The following is a 23323-nucleotide window of genomic DNA, read 5'->3' as shown; positions in this document are numbered from 1 at the left end:
CGGGGCGCGGCGATCACCGTCCGGCCACCGGAGCGGGCTGGAGGAACATGGCGTCCACCAGGTCGCCGCACCACGTGAGCAGCTCCAGATCGTGCAACGGGCGGCCGCCCACCGGCTTGGTCTTCGGCACCGGCACCAGCAACGTGCCCGCGGCGGCCTTGTAGACCGCCTTCGGGTAGAGCCGGTCCAGCCGCACCCGCTGCGAATCTTTCAGGTCCACCGGGGCGAACCGGATGTACTGCCCCTGCAGCGCGACGTCGGTCAGCCCGGCCCTGCGGGCCCGCACCCGGAAGCGGGCGACCTCCAGCAGGTTGTCCACCTCCTGCGGCGGGCGGCCGTACCGGTCCACCAGTTCCTCGTGCACCGCCGTGATGTCGTCGTCGCCGCCGACCGCCGCGAGGCGCTTGTAAGCCTCCAGGCGCAGCCGCTCGGAGGTGACGTAGTCGTGCGGGATGTGCGCGTTGACCGGCAGCTCCACCTTGACGTCGGCGCGTTCCTCGACGACCTCCTCGCCGGCGAGCTTGGCCTTCTGCTCCTGCACCGCCTCGGCCATCATGCGCACGTACAGGTCGAAGCCGACGCCCGCGATGTGGCCGGACTGCTCGGCGCCGAGGATGTTCCCGGCGCCGCGGATCTCCAGGTCCTTCATGGCGACGTACATGCCGGCGCCCATCTCGGTGTGCTGCGCGATGGTCGCGAGCCGCTCGTGCGCCGTCTCGGTGAGCGGCGCCTCCGGCGGGTACAGGAAGTAGGCGTAGCCCCGCTCGCGGCCCCGGCCCACGCGGCCGCGCAACTGGTGGAGCTGCGAGAGGCCGTAGTTGTCGGCGCGGTCCACGATCAGGGTGTTGGCGTTCGGGATGTCGAGGCCGGACTCGACGATGGTGGTGCTCACCAGCACGTCGTACTCGCGCTCCCAGAAGCCGACCATGATCTTCTCGAGCTGCGACTCGTTCATCTGGCCGTGCGCCACCGCGACGCTCGCCTCGGGCACCAGCTCGCGCAGCCGCGCGGCCACGCGGTTGATGGACGACACGCGGTTGTGCACGAAGAACACCTGGCCGTCGCGCATGAGCTCGCGGCGTACGGCCGCGGCGATCTGCTTCTCGTCGTACGGGCCGACGAAGGTCAGGATGGGGTGGCGCTCCTCCGGCGGGGTGAGGATGGTGGACATCTCGCGGATGCCGGTGAGGCCCATCTCCAGCGTGCGCGGGATCGGCGTCGCGGACATGGCGAGCACGTCCACCTGGGTGCGCATGTGCTTCATGGCCTCTTTGTGCTCGACGCCGAAGCGCTGCTCCTCGTCCACGATGATCAGGCCGAGGTCCTTGAAGCGCACGTCGGGGTTGAGCAGCCGGTGGGTGCCGATCACGATGTCCACGCCGCCGTCGCGCATGCCCTCCAGCGTGGCGCGCACCTCGCCGTCGCTCTGGAACCGCGACACCGGCCGCACGACCACGGGGAAGCTGGCGAACCGCTCGCCGAACGTCGAGAGGTGCTGCTGCACCAGCAGGGTGGTGGGCACGAGCACCGCGACCTGCTTGCCGTCCTGCACGGCCTTGAACGCCGCGCGCACCGCGATCTCGGTCTTGCCGTAGCCCACGTCGCCGCAGATCAGCCGGTCCATCGGGATCGAGCGCTCCATGTCGCGCTTGACCTCGTCGATGGCTTCGAGCTGGTCGCCGGTCTCGGCGTACGGGAAGGCGTCCTCCATCTCGCGCTGCCACGGGGTGTCTGCGGCGAACGCGTGGCCGGGGGACGCCATGCGGGCGCTGTAGAGGCGGATCAGCTCGCCGGCGATCTCCTTGACGGCCTTGCGCGCCCGCGACTTGGCCTTGGCCCAGTCGGCGCCGCCCATGCGGTTCAGCGTGGGCGACTCGCCGCCGACGTACCGGGTGACCTCGTCGAGCTGGTCGGTCGGGACGTACAGCCGGTCGCCCTTGGCGTACTCGATCACGAGGTACTCGCGGGTGGCGCCCTGCACCGAGCGCTGCACCATCTCGACGTAGCGGCCGACGCCGTGCTGGGTGTGCACCACGTGGTCGCCGACCTTGAGCTGGAGGGGGTCCACCATGTTGCGGCGGCGGGACGGCAGACGGCGCATGTCCTTGGTGGACGCCTTCTGGCCCACGAGGTCCAGGTGGGTGAGCACGGCGGCCGTGGCGGAGACGAAGCCGTGCTCTATGCGGCCGGTGGTGACGTGCACCACGTCCCTGCCGGGGGCCTCGTCGAGGCCCGGCACCAGGCGGGCGGCGACGTCCACGCCGCGCAGCAGCTCCACGATGCGCTCGGCCGGGCCGTGGCCCTCGCTGAGCAGCACCACCGCGCGGCCGTCGCCGAGCCAGCCCTTGATGTCGCCGAGGGCCCGCTGGGTGTCGCCGCGGTACGACTCCACCTCGCGGGCCGTGAGCTCCACCCGGTCGCCCCGGTCGAGCGCGTCCTCGTCGGCGGGACGGCCCGTGCCCTCGCCGTCGGTGGCGGCGAACGGCGCGATGGTCCACCACGGCTGGCCGAGCTCGCGGGCGTGGTCGCGCACCTCGCGCAGGGTGCGGAACGCCGCGGCGCCGAGGTCGATGGGGGCCTCGCCGCCCGCGGCGGCGTTGATCCAGGACGCTTCGAGGAACTCCTGGCTGGTGGCGACCAGCTCGACCGCACGGCCGCGGATGCGCTCGGGGTCGCAGACGAACACCGACGCGCGGGCCGGGAGGTGGTCGATCAGGAGCTCCATGCCGTCCACGAGGGCCGGGGCGAAGGCCTCCATGCCCTCCACGGGGATGCCGTCGGCGAGCTGGTCGAGGATCTCCTTCAGCGCCGGGTAGCGCTCGGCGAGATCGTCGGCGCGGGCCCTGACCTGGTCGGTGAGCAGCAGCTCGCGGCACGGCGCGGCGAACAGGCCGTCCTGCGCGACCTCCAGGGAACGCTGGTCGGCGACCTTGAACCAGCGGATCTCCTCGACGGTGTCGCCCCAGAACTCCAGGCGCAGCGGGTGCTCCTCGGTGGGCGGGAAGACGTCGAGCAGGCCGCCGCGCACGGCCACCTCGCCGCGCCTCTCCACCATGTCCACCCGGTGGTACCCGCCGGCGACCAGGTTGTCCACGACCTCGTCGAGCTCGGCGTCGTCGCCCGCCCGCAGGCGTACCGGGGTGAGATCGCCGAGGCCGGTCACCAAGGGCTGCAGCACGGCGCGGATCGGGGCCACCACCACGCCGAGAGGGCCCGCGGCGGGGTCGCCCGGCACCGGGTGGGCCAGCCTGCGCAGCACGGCGAGGCGCTGGCCCACAGTGTCGCTGCGAGGGGACAGCCGCTCGTGCGGCAGGGTCTCCCAGGCGGGGAAGACCGCGACGGTGTGCTCGCCGACGAGGCCGGTGAGCGCGGCGGCGAGGTCCTCCGCCTCGCGGCCGGTGGCCGTGATCGCCAGCACCGGCCTGTGCCGGGCCAGGGCCGCCACCGCGAACGGGCGCAGAGCGGGCGGCGCGATCAGGTCGATGTCCTCCCCGGTGCGTTGCAGCACGCCGGCGAGGGGTGGTTCGGCCACGACAAGGTCGAGCAGTCCGGAAAGACTCATTTCAGAAATGCCCCCACAAGGTCACGCTCGCCTCTGCTCGCCTCGCGGACGGCCTGGTACGGCCGCGAACGTTCCACGTGGCGACTTGGCCGCGCGCCACCGGCCGGCCACAGCGCAGGGGCGGCACGCGTGATCCCCGGGTCCGTCGGACCGCCGGGGCTTCCTCAAGGCTACTTCCCCACGGACCGCGCCACGCCGTGAACCACCTCTCCGCCCGGCTCTCTCCCCCATCTATTGAAATAACGCCACATTACGGGCGGGCCGCTGGAGGGCCGCCGCCGACCGCGTATGGTAAATCCCCTACAGAGAGAATTTCACTGACTACCCTGTGTACATGTCTGAGGTTCGATGGTGGCCCTCCACCCAAGGCGACGTGTTCAGCCTGCGCGTCCGCGAGCTGTGGACCGAGCACCTCGGCCGCCGGCTCGACATCCTCATCGCCGGCTGCGGCCGCGGCGACACCATCGACCTCGACCGCGTGGAGACCCGCGTCACCGGCATCGACGAGGACCTCCCGCGACTGCGCGAAGCCGTCCACGCCCGCACCGACCTCGACGCCCGCTTCCTCGGCGACCTCCGCGCCGCCCCCCTGCTCCCCCGCACCTTCGACGTGGTCCACGTGGCTTTCCTGCTGGAACGCGTCCGCCACGCCGAGCTGGTCCTGGACCGCATGGTCAACGCCCTGCGCCCCGGCGGCCTCCTGCTGATCCGCATGCGCGACCGCACCACCGCCTACGGCTTCTACGACCGCCACCTCCCGCGCTGGGCCCGCCGCCTCCTGTGGCCCCGCCTCGCCCCCGCGGGCGCCGTGGGCCCGCTCCCCGCCATCTACGAACAGGTGGCCTCCCGCGAGGGCATCCACTCCTACTGCCTGATGCGCGGCCTGATGATCGCCGAGGACTACTCGGCCACCAGCGGCCCCGCCCTGAGAGGCCCGCACGCCCCCCTCACCCGAGCCGCCTGCCGCGTCCTGTCCAAACTCACCGCGGGCCGCCTCCCCACCACCCACGACGAAATCACCCTGATCATCCGCAAACCCCAAAACCACTTCGCCCGCCTCATCTGACCCCGAGCGCCAATATCCTGGGCCGGTGGCTGATCTGGAGTGGACTCCGGGCGAGCGGGAGCTCGCTGATCTCGAGTTGCTGGTGTCCGGTGCGTTCGCGCCGCTGACCGGGTTCATGGGGACGGCGGACGCCGTGTCGGTGGAGGAGACCGGGCGGCTCGCGGACGGCACCCCGTGGCCGGACGCGATCACCCTTGAGGTGCCGGACGATCATCCGGTGGCGGTGGGGCAGGAACTCACGCTGCGCGACCCCGAGGGAGCCGCGCTCGCGACGCTGGCCGTGACGGAACGGTCGCACGGGCTGGTGGCCGGGCCGGTGACGTCCCTCGGCGCGTCGGAGCACGGGCCGTTCGCGCGGCTGCGCCTCACCCCCGCGCAGATCAAGGAGCAGGCCACCGGGCCCCTCCTCGCCGTCACCATGCGAGGCCCGCTGGACGACCTCGACGAGATCACCGCCACCGCACGCGAGCTGGACGCCACCGTCCTGCTCCTCCCGCTGGCGTACGGCGAGCGCGGCCCCGCCGTGGTCCGCGCGGCGCTCAAGGCCCGCGACCGCCTGCCCGCCGGCACCCTGCTCGCCGCCGTCCCCCTGGCGCCCCGGGAGCCCGAGATCGACCTGGAGCTGCGCGAACACATCGCCACCGCCTACGGCGCCGAGGACCACATCGCCGCCCCTGAGCCGGTCACCCTTCCCGGCCCGCCGCACCGCCGCGGCGTCGTCGTCTTCTTCACCGGCCTCTCCGGTTCCGGCAAGTCCACCGTCGCGAGAGGCCTCCGCGACGCGCTCCTGGAGGACGGCACCCGCGCCCTCTCCTACCTCGACGGCGACGAGGTGCGCCGCCTGCTCTCCAGCGGCCTCACCTTCTCCAAGCAGGACCGCGACCTCAACATCCGCAGGATCGGCTTCGTCGCCTCCGAGGTCGCCAGGCACGGCGGCCTGGCCATCTGCGCCCCCATCGCGCCGTACGCCGCCACCCGCGCCGAGGTCCGCCACATGGTCGAGGCCGTCGGCGCGGACTTCCTCCTCATCCACATCTCCACCCCCCTGGAGGAGTGTGAGCGCCGCGACCGCAAGGGCCTCTACGCCAAGGCCCGCGCCGGCCTCATCCCCGAGTTCACCGGCATCTCCGACCCCTACGAGGAGCCGGAGGACGCCGACCTGTCCATCGACACCACCGGCGTCCCCGTCGGCCACGCGGTCGACTCGGTCCTCGCGCTGCTCCGCTCGGGCGGCTGGCTGCGGTAGATCCGGCCGGGAATGATCGCCCCGTCCGGGGCGCCGACGCACGATGATGGATTCATCCCATGCGCGCACAGCGGCAGGACGGACGGATCATGATCGATTCGAATGGACCGACCCTCCATGTGCTCCCCGCCGGAGACGGCGACCCGGAGGAACTGGCGGAGCTCACCGGCGATCTCCGCGGCGAACTGCTCGACCTGGACGATGTGCTCTCCGCCGGACCGCCCCCGCCGGAGGACGTCCCGGGCACCGCCAAGGGCTTGGGGGCCGTGGTGGGCTGGCTGGTGGTCCAGCTCGGCACCCTGGAAGGGCTCCGGGCCGTGGTGGACGCCGTCCGGAGCTGGGTCTCCCGCAGCGGCAGGACCGTGGAGATCAGCATCGACGGCGACACGCTCAAGCTCACCGCCGTCACCGCCGAGCAGCAGCAACGGATCATCGATGCCTGGCTCGCCCGGCACGCCGCCCCCTGACCCGTTCGGGGGTCCCCGCCTGGCCCTGATCGTGGCCACCATGTCCCACGACGACCCGGCGCTGCGCCGGCTGCGCGCCCCCGGCCGGGACGCCGCCGCCCTCGCCGAGGTGCTGGCCGACCCCGGCGTCGGCGGCTTCGCGGTCACCCCGGTGATCGACCGGCCGACGTGGGAGATCCGCCTCGCCGTACAGGACTTCCTGCACGACAGGAGCCCCCGGGACCTCATCCTCGTGTACCTGTCCTGCCACGGGCTGCTGGACGCGTACCGCCGGCTGTACTTCGCGGCCACCGACACACGCAAGGACCGCCTCGCGGCCACCGCCGTGGAGTCGGTGTGGCTCATGGACCTGATGGAGCACTGCCGGGCCCGCCGCCAGATCCTCGTCCTTGACGCCTGCTTCAGCGGCGCGTTCGCCCGCGGCGCCAAGGCGGCAACCGGGGCCCTGGACCTGCGGCACCGCTTCCTCGGCGAAGGCCGCGGCCGGGTGGTGCTCACGGCGTCCACCGCCACCGAGTACTCCTTCGAAGGGGAACCCCGCGCCGAGGCCGGCTCGGTCTTCACCGGCGCCCTGGTCGAGGGCCTGCGCACCGGCGCCGCGGACCTCGACGGCGACGGCCTCGTCACCGTGGACGAGGCCTACCACTACGCCTTCGACCAGGTGCAGGCGTCGGGAAGCCCCCAGACGCCGCAACGCTGGCTGTACGGCGCCGAGGGCCACATCGTGCTGGCCCGCAGCCCCGCCGGCCCGAGACCACAGAAGGCTCCACCGTCCGCCCGGCACCAGGACCCGCCGCCCCCGCCCGGCCGGCGCGTGGGGCGGCGGGGCCTCTCGCTGATCGCCGCCGGTGCGGTGGCCGCCGGGGCCGCGATCGCCTGGTCCCTGAACGGCCTCCCCGGCGGCGCCGCGCCCACGTCCACGCCCGCGCCGAGCCGGAAGGTCACGCCGAACCCGGTCGACACCCGTACCCGCACCATCACGTGGGAACTGCTCCCCGAGGCGCCGCCCGTCACGGGCGAGGTCAGGTACACGATCGACTTCACCCGCTCCACGACCGGCTGGGTCACCGGTCGCGCCGGGATCGGCACGGCGCGCCGGTCGGAGGGCGGCCTGCGGGTGCACCCCACCCAGAACAAGCAGATCTTCACCCTCCCGGTCCCCGGGCCGCCCACCGGCACGCGGGCCGAGCACATGACGTCCGTGACCCGGTTCCACTCCGGGCAGGGCGCGTGGGGGCTGTGGTGCCGGGGCGCCGAGCCCGGCGGCGGCGCGCGGTACCGGTTCCTCATGAGCCACTCCGGCGCGGTCGGCGTCTTCGCCGGGACCGGCTACCGCGACGGGACGGGCTTCTGGACGCTGAAGGGCATCGACCTGAACCGGCCGGTCGAGCTGCGCGCCCGGTGCGCGGACGTCTCCGGGAACGGCCCGGTCCGGCTGGAGTTCGCGGTCAACGGGCGTACCGTCCTCACCCACCGGCCGGCGACGCTCCTCGGCCCCGGGTACTCCGGCATCGAGACGTGGGGCTTCAGCGACGTCGCCGGGCCGACCGCCGAGGTGACGTTCCGCGGGCTGAGGATCGTCGGCTCCTGAGCTCAGTGGTCCGGCACCGGGGTGGAGCTGAAGTACGGTGCGCGGGCCAGCTCGGTGAAGGCGTGGGCGGCCGCCGGGGTGGGGTCGAAGCGGGTGTCGCCTCGCGGGGCCCGCGGGGAGTCGAAGTAGACGAGGGCCTTGATCTGAGGGTAGCCGCGGATCTGGCGGCGGACGGAGTTGAAGAACGTGGTCTTGAAATCGTGGTCGTCCTGGCGGGGGAAGACGCCCCACTCGGCGACCATGATGGGTTTGCCGGGGAAGCGGGTCTGGGTCCAGCGGTAGAAGCCGGGCCATCTCGCGTGGTCGGGGCGGACCTTGTCGATCAGGGTGGCGAAGTCGTCCACCCGGTGGTCGGCGTAGGGGTCGACACCGATCCAGTCGACCACGTCGTCGCCGGGGTACAGGCGCTCGAACCACGGCTTGGCGGCCCAGTTGGGGGCACCCATGTACGTCATGACGGTGACGGCGTTCTTGACCCCTTGGGCGCGCAGGCGCAGGACGACGTGGCGGTACATGGCGGCGTAGTCGTCGGCGGTCATGCCGGAGCCGGGGCGGGGGCGTACGTCGTTCTCGGGCTCGTGGTGGACGGTGAGGAAGAACCTGCCCTGGAGGTGGCGCCTGATCGACGCGGCAAGGCGGTCGACGCGGCGGTCGACGGCGCCGGCGGCGATCTCGGCCCAGGTGTGGCGCAGGGACGGCTTCCAGTTGACGAGCAGCAGTCGCGTGCGGGCCAGGCGGCGCTCGGCCGGGGTGGGGAAGGCGTCGCCGCCGCGGTGGTAGACGTGCACGATGTCGGCTTTGCGGCCCATGCGCTCCTCGGCGGCGGCGAGGGCCTCGGCGGGGGGCAGGCCGCCGAAGACGTCCGGCGCGACGCCCCACCAGGCGCCGCAGCTCGGGATGAGCTTGGCGGTGGCGGCGCAGCCGGGGGCGCCGCCGGGGATGTTCGCGGCGGTGACGGGTGGCCGGTCGGCGGCGGTGTCCCGGTCGGGGCGGATGGCGGCCATGGAGTAGGCGAGCAGGCCGCAGGAGGCGAGGATCCCCGCGCCGAAAACCCATATTCCCGTCACTTTTCGCAAGGCGGCCAAACCCCCTTATGCCGTTTTCCTGGATGGCTGGTAATCACCTTCCCACTAACCGGCACGGGAGTGGGGGAAACTCGGCATCCTTGCGATGAGCTGGGCATCCGCAATTATGGAAATGTCCGTGTATAGGCGTGTGAGGTGACCGGTATGGGCTCCAGGTAAAAGCCGGTATCGGGCCCCCGGACGTGCCACCGTGCCTATAGTTCTCTCAATCCCTTGCCGCCCCGAAACACCCGAGTACCCCCCCGCCGAGCGGGCCGGCACGATCCAGTTCACCGAGAGGCACGCCGAATCCATGAGCCAGCCGGCGCCGGCCACCGCCCGCCCCACGGCCGACATCGGGCCGATGCTGCTGCGGCGGCGCGCGGCCGTCGCCGGGTGCCTGATCGCCGGGCTCTGCGGCGGCGGGCTCGCGCTCGCGGCCACCGCGCCGTCCTACGTCGCGACCGCCGAGGTGCTCGTGTCCCCCACCGGCGTGCAGGACCAGACCAACCCGGTCACGCCCCGCCAGCGCGAGGCACTCAACCTGGACACCGAGGCGCATGTCGCCCGCTCAGCGGTGGTGGCCGCCCGCGCCGCCCGCCAGTTGAAGAGCGACGACCCCACCGCCCTGCGCGAACAGGTCACCGTCACCGTGCCCCCCAACTCGGCCGTCCTCACCGTGTCGTACACCGCGGGCGACCCGGTGAGCGCCGCCGCCGGCGCCCAGGCGTTCGCCAGGGCCTACCTGGCCCAGCGCGCCGCCACCGCCTCCCAGGCACTCACCGCCCAGGTCAAGGTCCTCGCCGCCAAGCTACGAGAGGCCAACACCCAGTTGTCGGCCACCATCGGCGCCCTCCCCCGCCTGCCCGCCGGCTCCACCGACCGCGCGATCGCCGTCCAGCGTCAGAACGTCCTGAACCGCCAGATCCTCACCCTCACCGCCAAACACGACGCCCTCAGGACCATCGCCGTCACCCCCGGCGTCATCATCACCGACGCCCGCCCCCCCACAGCCCCCACGGCCCCTCGCCCCCCGCTGTACTTCGGCACCGGCCTCTTCCTCGGCCTGCTCACCGGCGTGAGCGTCGCCATGATCCGCGACCGCTTCGACACAAGACTCCGCACCGCCGCCGACGTGGAGCGCCTGACCGGCCTCCCCGTCCTCTGCGAAGGCGAGAACGCCCGAGAACTCCGCGAACTGGCCATGGCCGTGGCCGCCCACCTCCGCGACGGCGGCGAGCTCCTGGTCCGCAGCGTCACCCCCGGCACCGACCCCGAACCCATAGCCGACGACCTGAGAGTAGCCCTGACCGGCCTGGCCCCCATCTGGGTCCGCACCGACCGAACAGCCCGAGCCGACGCCGCCCTCCTCCTGGTGGAGACCAAGGCCGCCCGGGCCACCCACCTGTCCCACGCCCTCCGCCAACTCCGCCGCACCGCCACCGCCCCCCTCGGCGTGATCCTCCTCCCCTCCCACCCCGAACTCCCCCACACCCAACCATGACCCTCGACCCCCCGACCCGCCCCTTCCCCGCTCCCGCCTCCGCCCCGGCGAATGGAGAAGCGAGCACCAGGCCTTCCAGGCGAAGCCACGCGGACCACGACTGGGAGACGGGCCCCTGGCCGCCCGGCCAGGGGCCCGTGGATCAAGACCGGGAGGCGGGTGCCTGGCTCCCCGGTCGAGGTCACATGGACCTGGATCAGGAGGTGGTCCCCTGGCCGCCGGGTGGGGGTCGCGTGGATCGGGGCGTGCTCGGGCTCTCCCCCTCCTCCCCCCTCCCGCCACCCGCCGTCAGGCGGGGGGCAGGGAGAGCGGCGTGGCCCATCGCGGCGCTGGTGGTGGGGTATCCGGTTTGGTGGGCGCTGGGGTTCGGGGGGCTTGCTGTCGTGGTGGTGGCGGTGCCTATGGGGGTGGTGCTGGTCCGGCGGCGGCCGGTCGTGGTGCCCAAGGGGATGGGGTTGTGGTTGTTGCTGGTGGCGGGGTATCTCGTCAGTGCGGCCATGCTCGGGGAGTCGCCGCCGGGGACGTACGGGGAGTTCGGGGCCGGCCGGCTGATCGGGTACGGGATGCGGCTCGTGCTGTACGTGTCGCTGGTGGTCGTGGTGCTCTACCTGGCGAACCTCTCCGAGAGGGAGCTGCCGCAGCGGACGCTGGTGCGGATGATGGGGGGGTTGTTCCTCACCACCGTGGCGGGGGGGCTGCTCGGGGTGCTGGCGCCGCGGTTCGAGTTCACCTCGCCGGTGGAGATGGTGCTTCCGGACTGGATCAGCGGGAACCCGTTCGTCCAGAACCTGATCCATCCGACGGCCGCGCAGACGCAGCACGTTCTCGGGCACGCCTCACCGCGGCCGGAGGCGCCGTTCGAGTGGGCGAACGCGTGGGGGGGAAACTGCTCGGTGCTGCTCGTCTGGTTCGTGGTCGGGTGGTGGGTGTACGGCGGGCCGGCGCGGCGGGTGGTGTGCGCCGTGGTGGTCGCGGTGGCGGCCGTGCCCGTCGTGTACTCGCTGAACCGGGGGTTGTGGATCGGGCTCGGGGTCGCGCTGCTGTACGTGGTGGTCCGGGGCCGTGCCCGGCTGGCCGCCGGGGTGGTGCTGGTGGCGGTCGCGGGGGTGCTGGCAGGCCCGCTCGGGTCCATCGTGGCGCAGCGGCTGGACAGCCCGCACAGCAACCAGATCAGGGCGTTCACGGTCGCGGCCACGGTGGCGGCGGCCACCCACTCGCCGGTGATCGGGTACGGCAACACCCGCAACGCTCACGGCAACTACCGCACCGTCACGACCGGCAAGACGGCCTGGTGTCACGAGTGCGGCCATCCCCCGCTCGGCAGCGACGGGCAGTTCTGGCTGCTGCTGATCACGCAGGGCTTCACGGGAGCACTGCTGTACGTCGCGTTCTTCGCGGGGGCGATCCGCCGCTTCTGGCGCGACCGCACACCGATCGGGCAGGCGGGCACGCTCGTGATGATCCTCGCGCTGCTCTACATGTTCATCTACGACGGCCTGATCACCGCCCTGACCCTGTACCTCATCTCCTTCGCCATCCTCTGGCGCAACGCTGGGGAGCACCGCCCATGAGCGACTTCCGGGCGCGGCTGCGCCACCTGGACGAGGTGACGGCCCTGCTGTACCCGCCGTCCGCGGGCCCCGGCCGCGCGGCGTACGCCATCGTCCCGTCCCGGCTGCTGCCCCGCCGCCTGGTGCCGCGGTCACGCTGGCTGCCGGGGCGGCGCCGGCTCCCGCACGGCCCGGGCACCATCGAGGGCCATCTCGGCGAGGTGTTCGGACGGCGCGTCCGCGTCGTGACGTACGTCCGCCCGGCCCGTCGCGCCAACCGCAAACCGGTGCTGGCCGCGTTCGGGACGGAGGGCGACCTGCTGGCCTTCGTGAAGGTCGGGCACACCGAGTGCTCCCGGGCCCTGGTACGGCACGAGAGCACGACCCTCACCATGCTGGCCACCGCCCCGCTGCGCACCGTGGTGGCGCCCACCGTGCTGTACCACGGCCTCTGGCGGGACATGGACGTGCTGGCCCTGGCGCCCCTGCCCGTCACCCGCGCCCGGGTACGGCCCGCGGTTCTGGCCCGCGCGGCCGAGGAGATCGCCCGGCTCCCCGCCGGCGACGCGTTCTGCTGGCACGGGGACTTCGCGCCGTGGAACATGGCCGCCGCCGCGGACGGACGCCTGCTGGTGTGGGACTGGGAACGCTTCGGCACCGGCGTGCCACTGGGCTTCGACGCCCTGCACCACTTCTTCCAGCGCGCCCTGCGCCGCATGCCGCCCCGCGTCGCCGCCGAGGCCTGCGTGGCCCAGGCGCCACGCACGCTGGAGCCGTTCGCGGTGCCGGCGCCAAGCGCCCGGCAGACGGCCGTCCACTACCTGATCACCCTCGCGGACCGCTACGAACGCGACGGCCACCAGCCACTCGGGCCGCCGTCCGGGTGGCTCACCCCCGTCGCCGACAACCAGGAGGTGTTGTGGTGACCACAAGCCCTGCCCGTGCGGTGCCGGTCTCCGTGGTGAAACGGTCGGCGCACGCCGTGGCCCAGGCGGCGGGGCGGCTCACCGCCGGGGCGCGGGTGACGCCGTCCTTCCTGATCGTCGGGGCGCAGCGCTGCGGCACGACCTCGATGTACCGGGCACTGGCACGGCACCCCCTGGTGCTCAAGCCGAACCTGCGCAAGGGGGTGCACTACTTCGACATGGCCTACCAGCGGGGGGCGGCGTGGTACCGCGCGCACTTCCCGCTGGAGGCGACGGCCCACCGCCTGGAGCGGCGGTACGGCATGCGTCCGGTGGCGTTCGAGTCGGCGCCGTACTACCTGTTCCACCCGCACGCGCTGACCCGCGCCGCGCGGGACCTGCCGGGGGTGAAGCTCATCGTGCTGGTCCGCGACCCGGTCGAGCGGGCGTACTCGGCGCACGCCCACGAGTACGCCAGGGGTTTCGAGCCCGAGCCGTCGTTCGAGCGTGCCCTCGCGCTGGAGGAGGAACGGCTGGCCGGGGTCGCCGAGAAGCTGGCCGAGCAGCCGTACGCCGTCAGCCACGCCCACCGACACCACGCCTACCTCGCCCGGGGCCGGTACGCCGAGCAGCTCGCGCGGGCCGAGGCGCTGGTGGGCCGGGACCGCGTCCTGGTCGTCGACAGCGGCCACTTCTTCGCCGACCCGGAGCCGTCGTACGACCGCGTCCTTGAGTTCCTCGGCCTTCCCCGGCTCGGCGACCCGCTCTTCGAGCGTCACAACGCCCGCCCCCGCCCGGCCCCCCTGCCCGCCTCTCTGCGTGCCGACCTCACCGGGCGTTTCGCCATATGGGACCACCGACTGGAACTGTGGCTGGGCACCCGCCCGTCATGGCGTCCCTGAACGCCACGCACGGCACCGCGTCCCGCTGGGCGCGGGGTGGTGCGGCCGGGGTGGTGGCGGCGGTCGCGGGGGCCGGGTCGCAGTTCCTTCTCGTGGTGGTCGTCACCCGGGCGGCGGACACCCACACGGCGGGCGTGCTGTTCACCACCACGACGTTGTGCCTGATGACGGCCACCGTGCTGCGCCTGGACGCCGGCAACGGGCTCGTCTACTTCCTGGCCCGCTCCGGCGGCCCCCCGCTGCGGGTGGCCACGGGGCCCGTGCTGGCGTGCTCGTGCGTCGTCGCGATGGTCGTGTACGGCTGCGCGGACGGCGCCGCCCGGCTGCTGCTCCCCGATTCGCCGGGGGTTCCCGCGGCGCTGCGGGTGCTCGCCGTGGCCCTGCCGGTCGTCACCTGCGCGGACGTCCTGGTCGCCGCCACCCGGGGGTACGGCGTGATGCGGCCCACCGTGCTGCTCAGCGGGGTGCTCCAGCCGGGCGGGCAGCTCCTGCTGGTCGGGACGGCGGTCGTGCTCGGCGCGCCGCCCTGGCTCCTCGCCGCGGCCTGGGCCCTGCCGTACCTGCCGGTCCTGCTCCTCAGCGGGCTGTGGCTGCGCCGCCACGCCCCGGGTGCCGGCTCCGCGCGGGAGTTCTGGCGGCACACCGCGCCGCGGGCGGTGGGCGGGGCGGTGCAGGCGGTGTTCCAGCGGCTCGACATCGTGGTCGTCGCGGTGCTGGCCGGGGCCGGGCAGGCCGCGGTGTACACGGCGGCGACCCGCTTCAAGGTGGTGGGGCAGCTCGTCAACCAAGGGCTGGCCCAGGCCGCCCAGCCGGAGCTGGTGCGGGCCATGGCGGACGGCGACCTGCCGCGGGCCCGTGAGCTCTACCAGGGCACCACCATCTGGCTCGTCGTGCTCACCTGGCCCGTCTGGCTGGGCTACGCGGCCCTCTCCCCCTGGCTGACGGCGGTGTTCGGCGAGGAGTACCGGCACGGGACGGCGGTCGCCCTGGTGCTGGCCGCCACGATGACGGCCGCCACCGCCGCCGGCATGGTGGACGTCGTGCTGATCGCCGCCGGTCACACCGCGGCCAGCATGGGATGCGTCCTCACCGCCGTCACCGTCACCGTGGCCGTCGACCTGGCCCTGATCCCCTCCCACGGCGCCCTCGGCGCCGCCCTCGGCTGGTCGGCCGGAGTACTCACCAAGAACCTCCTCCCCCTGCTCCACCTGTCCCGCCGCTACGCCCTGCGCCCCTTCGGCCCCCACACCCTGCCCGCCCTGCGCTCCTTGAGCCGCCGCCCCGACCCGCGTCCCTGGAAGGACGGCCGATGACCGTACTGGTGACGGGCCTGCCCCGCAGTGGCACGAGCTGGGCCGGGGCGATGCTCGCGGCGGGCGGCGCCGCGGTGTACGTCAACGAGCCGCTCAACCCGCAGCGGCCCCCCGGCCGTTCCCCCGGCGTGCTGAACGCCACCGTCGCGCACCGCTTCCAGTACATCTGCCGCGACAACGAGGAGCCGTGGCTGCGCGCCTTCACCGACACCGTGGCCCTGCGGTACCGCTTCGCCGCCGAGGTGCGCCGCAACCACCGGCCCCGTGACCTGGCCCGCCTGCTCAAGTACGGCGCGGCGTTCACGTACGGCAGGCTGCGCGGCAGGACGGCCCTGCTTGACGACCCGTTCGCGTTGTTCTCCGCGGCGTGGTTCGCCGAGCGGCTGGCCTGCCGGGTGGTGCTGCTGGTCCGCGACCCGGTGCCGTTCGTCGCGAGCTGGCGCCGTCTCGGCTGGCGGGTGCGCTTCACCGACCTGCTCGACCAGCCCCTGCTCCTGCGCGACCACCCCCACGTGGCCGCGGCCCGCCGGCTGAACGGCTCCCCCGACCACCTGGCGAGCATCGCGACCCTGTGGACGCTGGCCCGCACCACCGCGCACACCCTGGCGGGCCACCCCGGCATCAGGGTGGTCCGGTACGAGGACCTCGCCAGCGACCCGGTCCCCGCCTACCGCGACCTGTACGCCTGGTGCGGCCTGCCCTGGACCCCACGCGCCGAGCGTCGCGTGCTGCACGCCTGCACCGCGCCGTCCGGGAGCCGGGACACGCCGTTCGCGTGGACCGGCCTGTCCCGCACGGCCTACCGCCCGATGAACTCCCGCCAGGCCGCGACCGCCCGCCCGGGCAACCTCACCGCGGCGGAGGTCGCCCGGGTGCTCGCGCTCACCACGTAAGAACGCCTGATACGGGCCAGCACGGCACCGGCCAGCATGCACAGGGCGAACGGCAGGTCGTGCACAAGGTACCGGCGGGCCAGCCGGGCGGGCTCGGCGGCCAGGCGGAACAGCCACTCCAGCCCGGCGCGCCGCATCCACTCGGGTGCCCGCCGGACCGCACCGGCGGTGAAGGCGATGGCCGCACCGCAGCCCACGAACCACGTGCCTGGCAGGTCGGCGCGCAACGTGGCGATCAGCCGGTCCTGCTTGGGGAACCCGAGCCCGACGAACACCAGCCGCGGCGCCGCCGCGACCAGCGCCGTGCGGACTTCACGCACCCCCTCCGCTGACGCCTCGAACCCGTACGGCGGGGCCGCGACCCCCGCGATCCGCAGCCCGGGGTAGCGGCCACGCAACACCTCGGCGGCGCGGCAGGCCACCCCGGGTGGCCCGCCGAGCAGATAGATGGGCATGCCGGCGTGGGCGGCGGCCTCCGACAGCGACCAGATGAGATCGGCACCGGTGATGCGCTCAGGCACAGGAGCCCCGATCAGCCGGGACGCCCACACCAGCGGCATGCCGTCCGGCACAGCGATCTCGGCACCTGCCACGATGCCCCGCACGGCGGGGTCGCGGGCACAGGTGCGGCAGATGTCCACATTGGGGGTGACCACGTGCCCACCCTCGCCACGCAGCGACGCGACGACGACCCGATCCACCACCTCCTGCGCGGTGAGCCGGTCGACCATGACCCCACCGACCCGCACCCGCGTCGCGGTGGACCGGGGGTCGTGCGGCATCCCGGTGAGCGTTCTCTGCGACATCAGATCCCGTACCCCCAGATGTGCAGCCGGTGGAGAACCAGACGGGCGGGCAGGCCCAGGGCGACCGCCATCGCGATCGGCACCCGGGGCTCGCCCCGGCGTGTGGTGAAGGCCCGCAGTGCCCAGCGGCCCGCCTCGCGGCGGTGCCCGAGGGCCGCGTGCAGGAAGGCGAGCTGCCCGTACACCCGGGCCGCCCCGCGTGCGTCGCGGGCCAGGGCGGGATGCCGGGCGAGCATCCACTCAAGGCCGGCGATGCGTTCCGCCCAGCGTGTCACGTACGCCGACGCCCCCCAGCGCACCCGCACCAGGGGCCGGTCGACGTACACCAGGGGCCGCCGCCCCGCGGCCCGCAGCGCGAGGTCCCAGTCCTCGTTCTGCCCGCCGGGTGCGCTCTCGTCCGCCCACACCACCCCGCGCCGGAACAGGAACGTCGAGGAATGCACCATCACCATGCGCGACCGCGTCAGGTCCCCCTGCGTCACCCGGGACGCCCCCGCCAGCCGCACCACCCGCCGCCCCCCGTACTCGACCTCGATGGCACACCCGCAGAACTCACCCCCCGGCTCCTCACGCAGCGCCGCCACCTGCGCCACGAGCTTCCCCGGCAACCACACGTCGTCGTCGTCGCAGAACGCCACCAGCTCGGTGTCCAGCGTCGCGATGCCGGTGTTCCGCGCTCCCGGCAGCCCAGGGCTGAACCGGTTGGCCAGCACGACGACCGCCCCGTCCCTTCGAGGCGACTCCCCGTCCCTTGGAGGTGACTCCGCGTCCCTTGAGGGCGACTCCGCGTCCCTTGGGGGCGACTCCCCGTCCCTTGAGGGCGACTCCCCGTCCCTTGGGCATGACTCCGCGAGCTGCCGCTCCACCGCCGCCACGTCCCCGCCGTCCACCACCACCACGACGGACAGCCCCGGGTATCCCTGCGCCAGCACCCCGCGCACCGCCTCGCGCAGCATGGACGGCCGGTCGCCCCGGGTCGGCACGACCACCCCGACGGCCGGCGAGCTCATCGGCACCCCGAGGCAGGCACGCCCGGCGGCAACCAGGGGGGCGACACGGCACCCGGACCGCGCGGGTCACCGGGCCGGTAGCCGTAGCGGATCATCAACGGCCAGGTCAGCGCGGTGACGAGCCACCGGTGGTGCCGGGGCAGCCGCTCGCACCACGTGTCGTCCCGCCGCAACTCCAGCGGCCCCGCCGTGAAGCGCATCGGGTTCCCCGAGCAGGTGTGCGCCACCGACAACTCGGCGACCCGGTGCCCCGCGGCGGAACGACCGGAAGGCTCCCCGCAGGACCCGGCCGGCACCCCGAGGCGTGCCAGCAGCGGGACCAGCACGGCCGGCGGATCGGCCAGCAGGTCCTCGTACCGCACCCGCACCACCGCGCCGTTCCGCAGCGCCAGCAACTCGAACGCGAGGTTCTGCACCACCCAGTGCACCGCCGTGCGCCACGGCCGCCACCGCGTCATCGGCGCCCCGTCCTCAGGCCGCCGCACATGCCGCCGCCACGAATGGGCCACCGCCCGCGGATCGCGCACCACGTGCACCACACTGAGATCGACCACCGGCGACGTCAGCAAGCAGAACGCCAGCGAGGCATGCTTGCTCGAATCGACCACCACCGGCCGCGCCGACACCTGCGCCGCCGCCTCGTACACCCTGGAATACGCCCGCGTGTACCCACTGAGCCCCGGATGCCGCCGCCGCGCCACCAGCGCCGGAATCCGCCGCGTCCGATCCACCCGCCGCCGCAAGGTCAGCACCCGATCCGCCAGCCCCGGCGACCACCCCCCGAACGCCCGCATCCCCACCCGCCGCCAGAACGCACAAGCAGTGAACGGCTCCCCACACCCACAAGGCTCCCGCCCCAACACCCCCCGCTCCCAGAGATGCACAACCTCCCCCAGCGGCGCCACCCCGGGAAACTCCCCCAGCAACCGCTCCAGCAGGGTCGTCCCACTACGCCCCAGCCCACCAATGAAGATCACCCGAACGGCCACAGACCGACTCCCAGAGGCGACGCCGAACACGAAACGTTGCGACCATATCGCGGAGAGTAATCAGCGGGTGCCTGAACGGTAAAGGATCTATCTTTCGCGGCGCGTCAAGCTGTCCCGCAACGCCCGCAGCCCCGCGTCGGACCCTGACACCCGCGCCACAAGCGCGTCCCGTCCCGCGATGATCGCGAGCGCCCGCCCCGTAGGCTCCCCGCATTGCAGCCAGTACGTAGGCTGCCGCCCCGCCGTACGAAGCAACGCCTCACCAAGCGGAACGTCCCAACTCGCCGACCACCCGCAGACCAGCAGCGGCGCGGCACTGAGCACCCGGTCGAGCAACGCGTCCACCACCGGATGGTAGGTGTGCAGAGCAGAGGCGCTGTCACGGATCGCGAGATCCCGATAGTCCCCGTGCAACTTCACCACCAGCCCGGTCTCAAGCTCGGCGCCTGCCATGCCTTCGATGTCATAGACCGCCCGGACCACCACCCCCGCCTCCGCGAGCGCACGCTCAAGCAGCCGATCGAAGTTGGTGGTGAGAAACGGCCCAGCCATCCCCCACCCGGCCATCTCAGCGAGCACCCGATGCGCAGGCGTAGGCCCACCCCCCTCGAACAGACGCGGAGGCAGCGAAAGCCCGCCCCCCGCCCCTCCCTGCACCATGGCGAAGTAATCGGGGAACCGCCCAAACCTTCCGACATACCAGGCAACCGGATCGCTCCCGGCGTCCTCACCACACTCGGCGGCGATACGACGCAGCAGCTCCTCCCCGGTGGCCACTCCCGCGGAGTGGGACGTCCCGGCCCCCGCGAGCACGGCCACCGGCCGGGTGGACGAACGGATGCCGTCCGCCAGCGCCTCGATGGGCGCCGTCCTCATGCGCCGTGCCGCACGCCCGGCGCGCCGGCGCCATGTGCCACGAAGCTCACCGGGAGTACCACGCGCGCCGCAGGCCCGCCAGCCTCGCCGCCAGGGTGTCCACCTCGGAGTTCTCGGGGAACGTCACGCGGTCCCACCAGGACGGGGCGGACTGGCCGGAGACTCCGCCGAGCACGCCGCCCGCGATGGCGGCCACGGTGTCGGTGTCGCCGCCGAGGGAGACGGCGTACGGCAGGGCTTCGGACAGGTCCGTCGAATGACGGATGACGTGGACGACGGCGGCCACGGTCTGCGCGGCGTCGAGGGTGACGCCGGCCGGCGGCGGGGTCCAGGCGCCGTCGGCGGCGCGGCGGACGTCGTCGAACTCGGGGCGGCCGAGCCACTCGGCCTCCGCGACGGCGGCGGGCAGGATGGCGTCGGCCGACTCCAGCGCCCAGGTGGCCATCGCGGACGCCACGCAGGCCGCGCCGATGGCGATGGGGCTGGGGTGGGTGCCGCGGGCCAGTTCGCGGACCAGGGCGCGCCGGCGGTCGGGGTCGGTGGCGGGCACGATCCAGCCGGCGGGTGTCATGCGCATGGCCGCGCCGTTGGTGGCACCGTCGGCCGGGTCGTCGGACGGCTCGGGCAGTTCCCCGGTCTCGGCGAAGCGCGCCAGCGACCGCCGGGTGGTGGGCCCGATGCCGCGGATGGTGTCGGCCGCCTCCGCGAGCCGCCGGGTGAACTCCTCGGCGGTGGGACGCCCGGAGGTGTCGGCTAGCAACCGGCTCACCAGCAACATCTGCCCGGTGTCGTCGGACGTCGCCCCTTGAGGCCACCCGTGCGCGGCGGGCAGCTCGAACAGCCGGTCCCGGTCGACGTCCTCCGGCGGCCCGCCCTCCCACGGCACCCCGAGCGCGTCCCCGGCGACGAAGGCCCGCATGGCGGCGGCGACGCGCCCGGCGTCCGGCACCCGGACCTCCGGGCAGCGCACGTACAGGCTGTCGAAACCCTCGGTCTCGATGGTCCGCCGGGCCCGGTCGGTCAGCTCCATCGCGCCAACGTGGTCGCCGCGGGCCTGCCGCACGCGGGCCAGCGTGACCTGGCCGTGCGCGATGTCGTACGGGATGCGGCACCGCTCGAAGCCCTCGATGGCGGCCTCGGCCAGCTCGCGCGCCTCGTCGAGGTCACCGGCCAGCACCGACGCCTCGGCCTGCCCTCGAAGGATCTTGGAGAACAGCAGGTCGTCCCCGAGGTCGCGGGCGATCCGGGCGGCGTCGGTGAAGTGCGTGCGGGCTTCGGCCAGCTCGCGCATCTGCAGCGCCGCGAGGCCGAGCCCGTTGGTCGCGTTGGCCACCCCGCCGATGTCGGACACCTCGCGGTAGATGGCGAGCGCCGCGGCCTGCCCGGCCCGCGCGTCCACCGGCCGGTCCTCCGCCTCGGCGACCACCGCCTCGTTGACCCGGATGACCGCCTCGACGGACTTGTCCCACTGCTCCTCGGGTAACGTGTCCAGCCGCCGCTGGGCGAGGGCGAGCTCCGACTTGGCGGTCTCGATGTCGCCGCCGAAGAAGCTCAGGCGGGCGATCAGCGCGTGCCAGCGCGCCGAGTCGTTGGCGTCGCCGTCCGGCCCGACGATGGCGAGCCCTTCCTCCGACAGCCGGGTGCCCTCGGCGAACCGCCCGAGGAACAGCCGGAGCTCGGCGGCGCGGAACAGGAACGGCAGCCGCTCGGCGCCGCTCCCCGAGCGCTCCAGCGCCTGCTGGGACAGCTCGTAGGCCGCGCCGAAGTCGCTGCGGGCGAAGGCCAGGTCGGCGCGCAGCAGCAGCGCGTACGGCGCGTCCGCGCGCAGGCCGTCCAGCAGCCGCTCGGCCTCGCCATGGTTGCCGAGCGCGATCTCCGCCTCGGCCGCGAGGTACGTCATCGCCTCTGCGTCGGCCTCGGTGGGCGCCTCGATGTCGGCCATCAGCGTGATGAGCGAGCGGCACCGGTCGTACCGGCTCTGGTCGAGCGCGGCGCACATCTCCTCGCGCCACATGCGCACGCCTTCGGCCGCGTCCAACTGGGCTTCGTGGTAGATGCGTTCGAGACGCGCGCTGAACCCGTCGGCTTGAGACACGGTCCGATAGTAGTCCGCGAGCGCCCGGTGGGCCCGGAGGAGAATGTCAGGGGCGACCCGGCGCAGCGCCCGCCGCAGCAGCAGATGGATCGTGAACCGCTCCCCCTGCGGCGACACGAACGAGAAGTTGACGAGCCGACGGAACGTCTCGGTGTCGGCGGGGAACCCGAGGCCGGCGCCGAGCCGGTCGAACAGCTCCCGGTCGAACGCCCGCGCGGCGGACGCCGAGACGATGGCCAGCTCCAGGTCGCCGCTCACCCACTGCATCAGCCGCGCGGCCAGCTCGCGTTCCTTGGCGCCGAGTTCGTCACTGGCCACGAACCCCTCGGGCCGCAGCGGCACACCGTGACGTTCGGCCGCCAGCGCGACGTCGGCGCTGAGGCCGAGCAGCAGCGGGTGCACCAGGCCGGCCTCCACCGTGGCGTACCGGATCAGCGCGTCGCGCAGCTCGGCGGCCCCGACGCCGGCCTGCACCAGGTACTCCTCGGCGAACTCGGCGTGCAGCGGGCCGAGCGCCGTGACGGCCACGAACCGGTCCGGGATGGGGTCGGTGAGCGCCTCGGCCCAGCGGGGATGGCTGCGTGAGGCGACCCCGATCACCAGCCCGTCGTCCAGCGGAAGGCGCCCGGCGAGCTGGCGGAACCAGCGCGGCCCGCCGCGGTCGGCGAACCGGGCGGCGCCGTGCTCGCCGGTGAGCGCCTCGAAGGTGTCGAACAGCAGCACGATGCGGCCGGGCCCGCCGCGTTCGGTCAGCGCGGCCCGCAGGTCGGCGGCGAACAACCGGGGCAGCGCGGCCATCAGGTCGGGGTCGGGCGGCAGCCGCAGCACCTCCTCGATCACCTCTGGCGGCACGCGGCGGCGCAGCCTGCGGCGGCTGAGCAGGTCGTCCATGCGGTCGCGCATCACCTCGACCAGGGCGGTGCCGACCTGGAAGACCGGCAGGGTGAGGAAGGTGTCGGCGATGGTGGCGGCGACGGCGATCTCCGAGCGCGGGAAGTTGTCCTCGATCAGCCTCCTCACGTCGCCGCCGGACTTGTGGAGGTACGCCACGGCGGCGAAGTCGAACCGGGGCGTGCGGACGTCGAACTCGGCGAGCTGCCGTTTGAGCAGGAACAACGCACCCATGGCTTCTTGGGGCCGGGTGCCGTCGAACGGGGTGGTGCTGAAGTCGAGCAGCGCGACCGGTACCCGCACCGCGCCCGGGGCCTGCCCCAGAGCCTCGACGAACAACTCCGGCGGACGGCCCTTGACCTCGGCCCACTGCGCGTCGGGCAGCTTGACGCAGCAGTGGTCGCGCAGGTGGCGCAGCAGGGCGCTCTTGCCGTTGCCGCCGACGCCGACGTAGAAGGCGATGGTGCGCTGCGGCGGCGTCGCGTGGATCCGTTCGGCGAACTCGCGGCTCAGTTCGTACCGGTCGGCGAACAGCCGGGCGCCGGCTGTGCCCTCATGGCCCAGCTCATCGAAGATCGACATCTGGCCACCCC

17 protein-coding genes are annotated in these 23323 nt (G+C 73.4%); 10 read left to right on the top strand and 7 right to left on the bottom strand.

Features of this window, described 5'->3' with window-relative positions; all coding sequences use genetic code 11:
• Window positions 1-13: 13 nt before the first annotated feature.
• On the bottom strand, window positions 14-3562 hold the full coding sequence (mfd, locus tag ABGB17_RS24265; protein WP_347633313.1) for a transcription-repair coupling factor: 3549 nt from the start codon (window positions 3560-3562) through the stop codon (window positions 14-16).
• 334 nt (window positions 3563-3896) lie between these two features.
• Here mfd and ABGB17_RS24260 point away from each other — a divergent pair, with 334 nt between their 5' ends.
• The 4 genes from ABGB17_RS24260 to ABGB17_RS24245 all read left to right on the top strand — a co-directional run bounded on the left by ABGB17_RS24260 (window position 3897) and on the right by ABGB17_RS24245 (window position 7932).
• Window positions 3897-4628 carry a class I SAM-dependent methyltransferase gene (locus tag ABGB17_RS24260; RefSeq protein ID WP_347633311.1) on the top strand — a complete coding sequence of 244 codons (732 nt, stop codon included), beginning with the start codon at window positions 3897-3899 and terminating at the stop codon, window positions 4626-4628.
• A 34-nt stretch (window positions 4629-4662) separates the two neighbouring features.
• The gene (cysC, locus tag ABGB17_RS24255; RefSeq protein ID WP_347633361.1) at window positions 4663-5874 is read left to right on the top strand and encodes an adenylyl-sulfate kinase; all 1212 of its coding nucleotides are present in this window, start codon (window positions 4663-4665) and stop codon (window positions 5872-5874) included.
• 89 nt (window positions 5875-5963) lie between these two features.
• On the top strand, window positions 5964-6341 hold the full coding sequence (locus ABGB17_RS24250; RefSeq protein WP_347633309.1) for a hypothetical protein: 378 nt from the start codon (window positions 5964-5966) through the stop codon (window positions 6339-6341).
• The gene (locus ABGB17_RS24245) at window positions 6310-7932 is read left to right on the top strand and encodes a caspase family protein (protein WP_347633308.1); all 1623 of its coding nucleotides are present in this window, start codon (window positions 6310-6312) and stop codon (window positions 7930-7932) included. The genes ABGB17_RS24250 and ABGB17_RS24245 overlap by 32 nt, the downstream gene beginning before the upstream one ends.
• A gap of 2 nt (window positions 7933-7934) precedes the next feature.
• Here ABGB17_RS24245 and ABGB17_RS24240 read toward each other — a convergent pair whose 3' ends face one another.
• Window positions 7935-8999, bottom strand: coding sequence for a hypothetical protein (locus ABGB17_RS24240; protein WP_347633307.1), 1065 nt, complete (start codon window positions 8997-8999; stop codon window positions 7935-7937).
• A 310-nt stretch (window positions 9000-9309) separates the two neighbouring features.
• On the opposite strand from ABGB17_RS24240, the gene ABGB17_RS24235 reads away from it, so the two are divergent.
• The 6 genes from ABGB17_RS24235 to ABGB17_RS24210 all read left to right on the top strand — a co-directional run bounded on the left by ABGB17_RS24235 (window position 9310) and on the right by ABGB17_RS24210 (window position 16063).
• Window positions 9310-10500 (top strand): hypothetical protein, encoded by a 1191-nt coding sequence (locus ABGB17_RS24235; RefSeq protein ID WP_347633306.1) that lies wholly within the window; start codon window positions 9310-9312, stop codon window positions 10498-10500.
• A gap of 401 nt (window positions 10501-10901) precedes the next feature.
• A complete protein-coding gene (locus ABGB17_RS24230; RefSeq protein WP_347633359.1) occupies window positions 10902-12071 on the top strand; it encodes a hypothetical protein in 1170 nt (389 codons plus the stop codon).
• Window positions 12068-12976: a hypothetical protein gene (locus ABGB17_RS24225; protein ID WP_347633305.1), complete on the top strand. Its 909-nt coding sequence runs from the start codon at window positions 12068-12070 to the stop codon at window positions 12974-12976. Before ABGB17_RS24230 ends, ABGB17_RS24225 begins: the two co-directional genes overlap by 4 nt.
• Window positions 12973-13857 carry a sulfotransferase gene (locus tag ABGB17_RS24220; RefSeq protein ID WP_347633303.1) on the top strand — a complete coding sequence of 295 codons (885 nt, stop codon included), beginning with the start codon at window positions 12973-12975 and terminating at the stop codon, window positions 13855-13857. The genes ABGB17_RS24225 and ABGB17_RS24220 overlap by 4 nt, the downstream gene beginning before the upstream one ends.
• A complete protein-coding gene (locus ABGB17_RS24215; RefSeq protein WP_347633301.1) occupies window positions 13845-15170 on the top strand; it encodes a lipopolysaccharide biosynthesis protein in 1326 nt (441 codons plus the stop codon). Before ABGB17_RS24220 ends, ABGB17_RS24215 begins: the two co-directional genes overlap by 13 nt.
• Window positions 15167-16063, top strand: a complete 897-nt coding sequence (locus ABGB17_RS24210; protein WP_347633299.1) for a sulfotransferase — start codon at window positions 15167-15169, stop codon at window positions 16061-16063. The genes ABGB17_RS24215 and ABGB17_RS24210 overlap by 4 nt, the downstream gene beginning before the upstream one ends.
• On the opposite strand, the gene ABGB17_RS24205 is transcribed toward ABGB17_RS24210, so the two are convergent.
• From ABGB17_RS24205 to ABGB17_RS24185, 5 genes are all read right to left on the bottom strand, one after another.
• Window positions 15970-16869, bottom strand: a complete 900-nt coding sequence (locus ABGB17_RS24205; RefSeq protein WP_347633297.1) for a WecB/TagA/CpsF family glycosyltransferase — start codon at window positions 16867-16869, stop codon at window positions 15970-15972. The two genes, ABGB17_RS24210 and ABGB17_RS24205, sit on opposite strands and share 94 nt — an antisense overlap.
• The gene (locus ABGB17_RS24200; protein WP_347633295.1) at window positions 16869-17879 is read right to left on the bottom strand and encodes a glycosyltransferase; all 1011 of its coding nucleotides are present in this window, start codon (window positions 17877-17879) and stop codon (window positions 16869-16871) included. Before ABGB17_RS24200 ends, ABGB17_RS24205 begins: the two co-directional genes overlap by 1 nt.
• The gene (locus ABGB17_RS24195; RefSeq protein ID WP_347633357.1) at window positions 17876-18856 is read right to left on the bottom strand and encodes a sulfotransferase; all 981 of its coding nucleotides are present in this window, start codon (window positions 18854-18856) and stop codon (window positions 17876-17878) included. Before ABGB17_RS24195 ends, ABGB17_RS24200 begins: the two co-directional genes overlap by 4 nt.
• A gap of 99 nt (window positions 18857-18955) precedes the next feature.
• Window positions 18956-19744 carry an SIR2 family protein gene (locus ABGB17_RS24190; protein WP_347633293.1) on the bottom strand — a complete coding sequence of 263 codons (789 nt, stop codon included), beginning with the start codon at window positions 19742-19744 and terminating at the stop codon, window positions 18956-18958.
• Window positions 19745-19790: 46 nt separating this feature from the next.
• The gene (locus ABGB17_RS24185) at window positions 19791-23312 is read right to left on the bottom strand and encodes an ADP-ribosylglycohydrolase family protein (protein WP_347633291.1); all 3522 of its coding nucleotides are present in this window, start codon (window positions 23310-23312) and stop codon (window positions 19791-19793) included.
• Window positions 23313-23323: the final 11 nt, after the last annotated feature.

Origin of the sequence: Sphaerisporangium sp. B11E5, from assembly GCF_039871875.1 — a bacterium.
In the GTDB taxonomy this organism is placed as follows: Bacteria; Actinomycetota; Actinomycetes; order Streptosporangiales; family Streptosporangiaceae; genus Sphaerisporangium.
The sequence above is the reverse complement of the archived record's forward strand: the minus strand, read 5'-3'. Positions and strand labels throughout refer to the sequence as shown.

Bases quoted from the DNA above. Each gene is read 5' to 3' on its own strand.
- ABGB17_RS24185 (WP_347633291.1), bottom strand. From the start codon at position 23,312: ATGTCGATCTTCGATGAGCTGGGCCATGAGGGCACAGCCGGCGCCCGG.
- ABGB17_RS24260 (WP_347633311.1), top strand. From the start codon at position 3,897: ATGTCTGAGGTTCGATGGTGGCCCTCCACCCAAGGCGACGTGTTCAGC.
- mfd (WP_347633313.1), bottom strand. From the start codon at position 3,562: ATGAGTCTTTCCGGACTGCTCGACCTTGTCGTGGCCGAACCACCCCTC.
- ABGB17_RS24200 (WP_347633295.1), bottom strand. From the start codon at position 17,879: ATGAGCTCGCCGGCCGTCGGGGTGGTCGTGCCGACCCGGGGCGACCGG.
- ABGB17_RS24225 (WP_347633305.1), top strand. From the start codon at position 12,068: ATGAGCGACTTCCGGGCGCGGCTGCGCCACCTGGACGAGGTGACGGCC.
- ABGB17_RS24215 (WP_347633301.1), top strand. From the start codon at position 13,845: ATGGCGTCCCTGAACGCCACGCACGGCACCGCGTCCCGCTGGGCGCGG.
- ABGB17_RS24205 (WP_347633297.1), bottom strand. From the start codon at position 16,869: ATGTCGCAGAGAACGCTCACCGGGATGCCGCACGACCCCCGGTCCACC.
- ABGB17_RS24190 (WP_347633293.1), bottom strand. From the start codon at position 19,744: ATGAGGACGGCGCCCATCGAGGCGCTGGCGGACGGCATCCGTTCGTCC.
- ABGB17_RS24210 (WP_347633299.1), top strand. From the start codon at position 15,167: ATGACCGTACTGGTGACGGGCCTGCCCCGCAGTGGCACGAGCTGGGCC.
- ABGB17_RS24245 (WP_347633308.1), top strand. From the start codon at position 6,310: ATGCCTGGCTCGCCCGGCACGCCGCCCCCTGACCCGTTCGGGGGTCCC.
- ABGB17_RS24235 (WP_347633306.1), top strand. From the start codon at position 9,310: ATGAGCCAGCCGGCGCCGGCCACCGCCCGCCCCACGGCCGACATCGGG.
- ABGB17_RS24230 (WP_347633359.1), top strand. From the start codon at position 10,902: ATGGGGGTGGTGCTGGTCCGGCGGCGGCCGGTCGTGGTGCCCAAGGGG.
- ABGB17_RS24250 (WP_347633309.1), top strand. From the start codon at position 5,964: ATGATCGATTCGAATGGACCGACCCTCCATGTGCTCCCCGCCGGAGAC.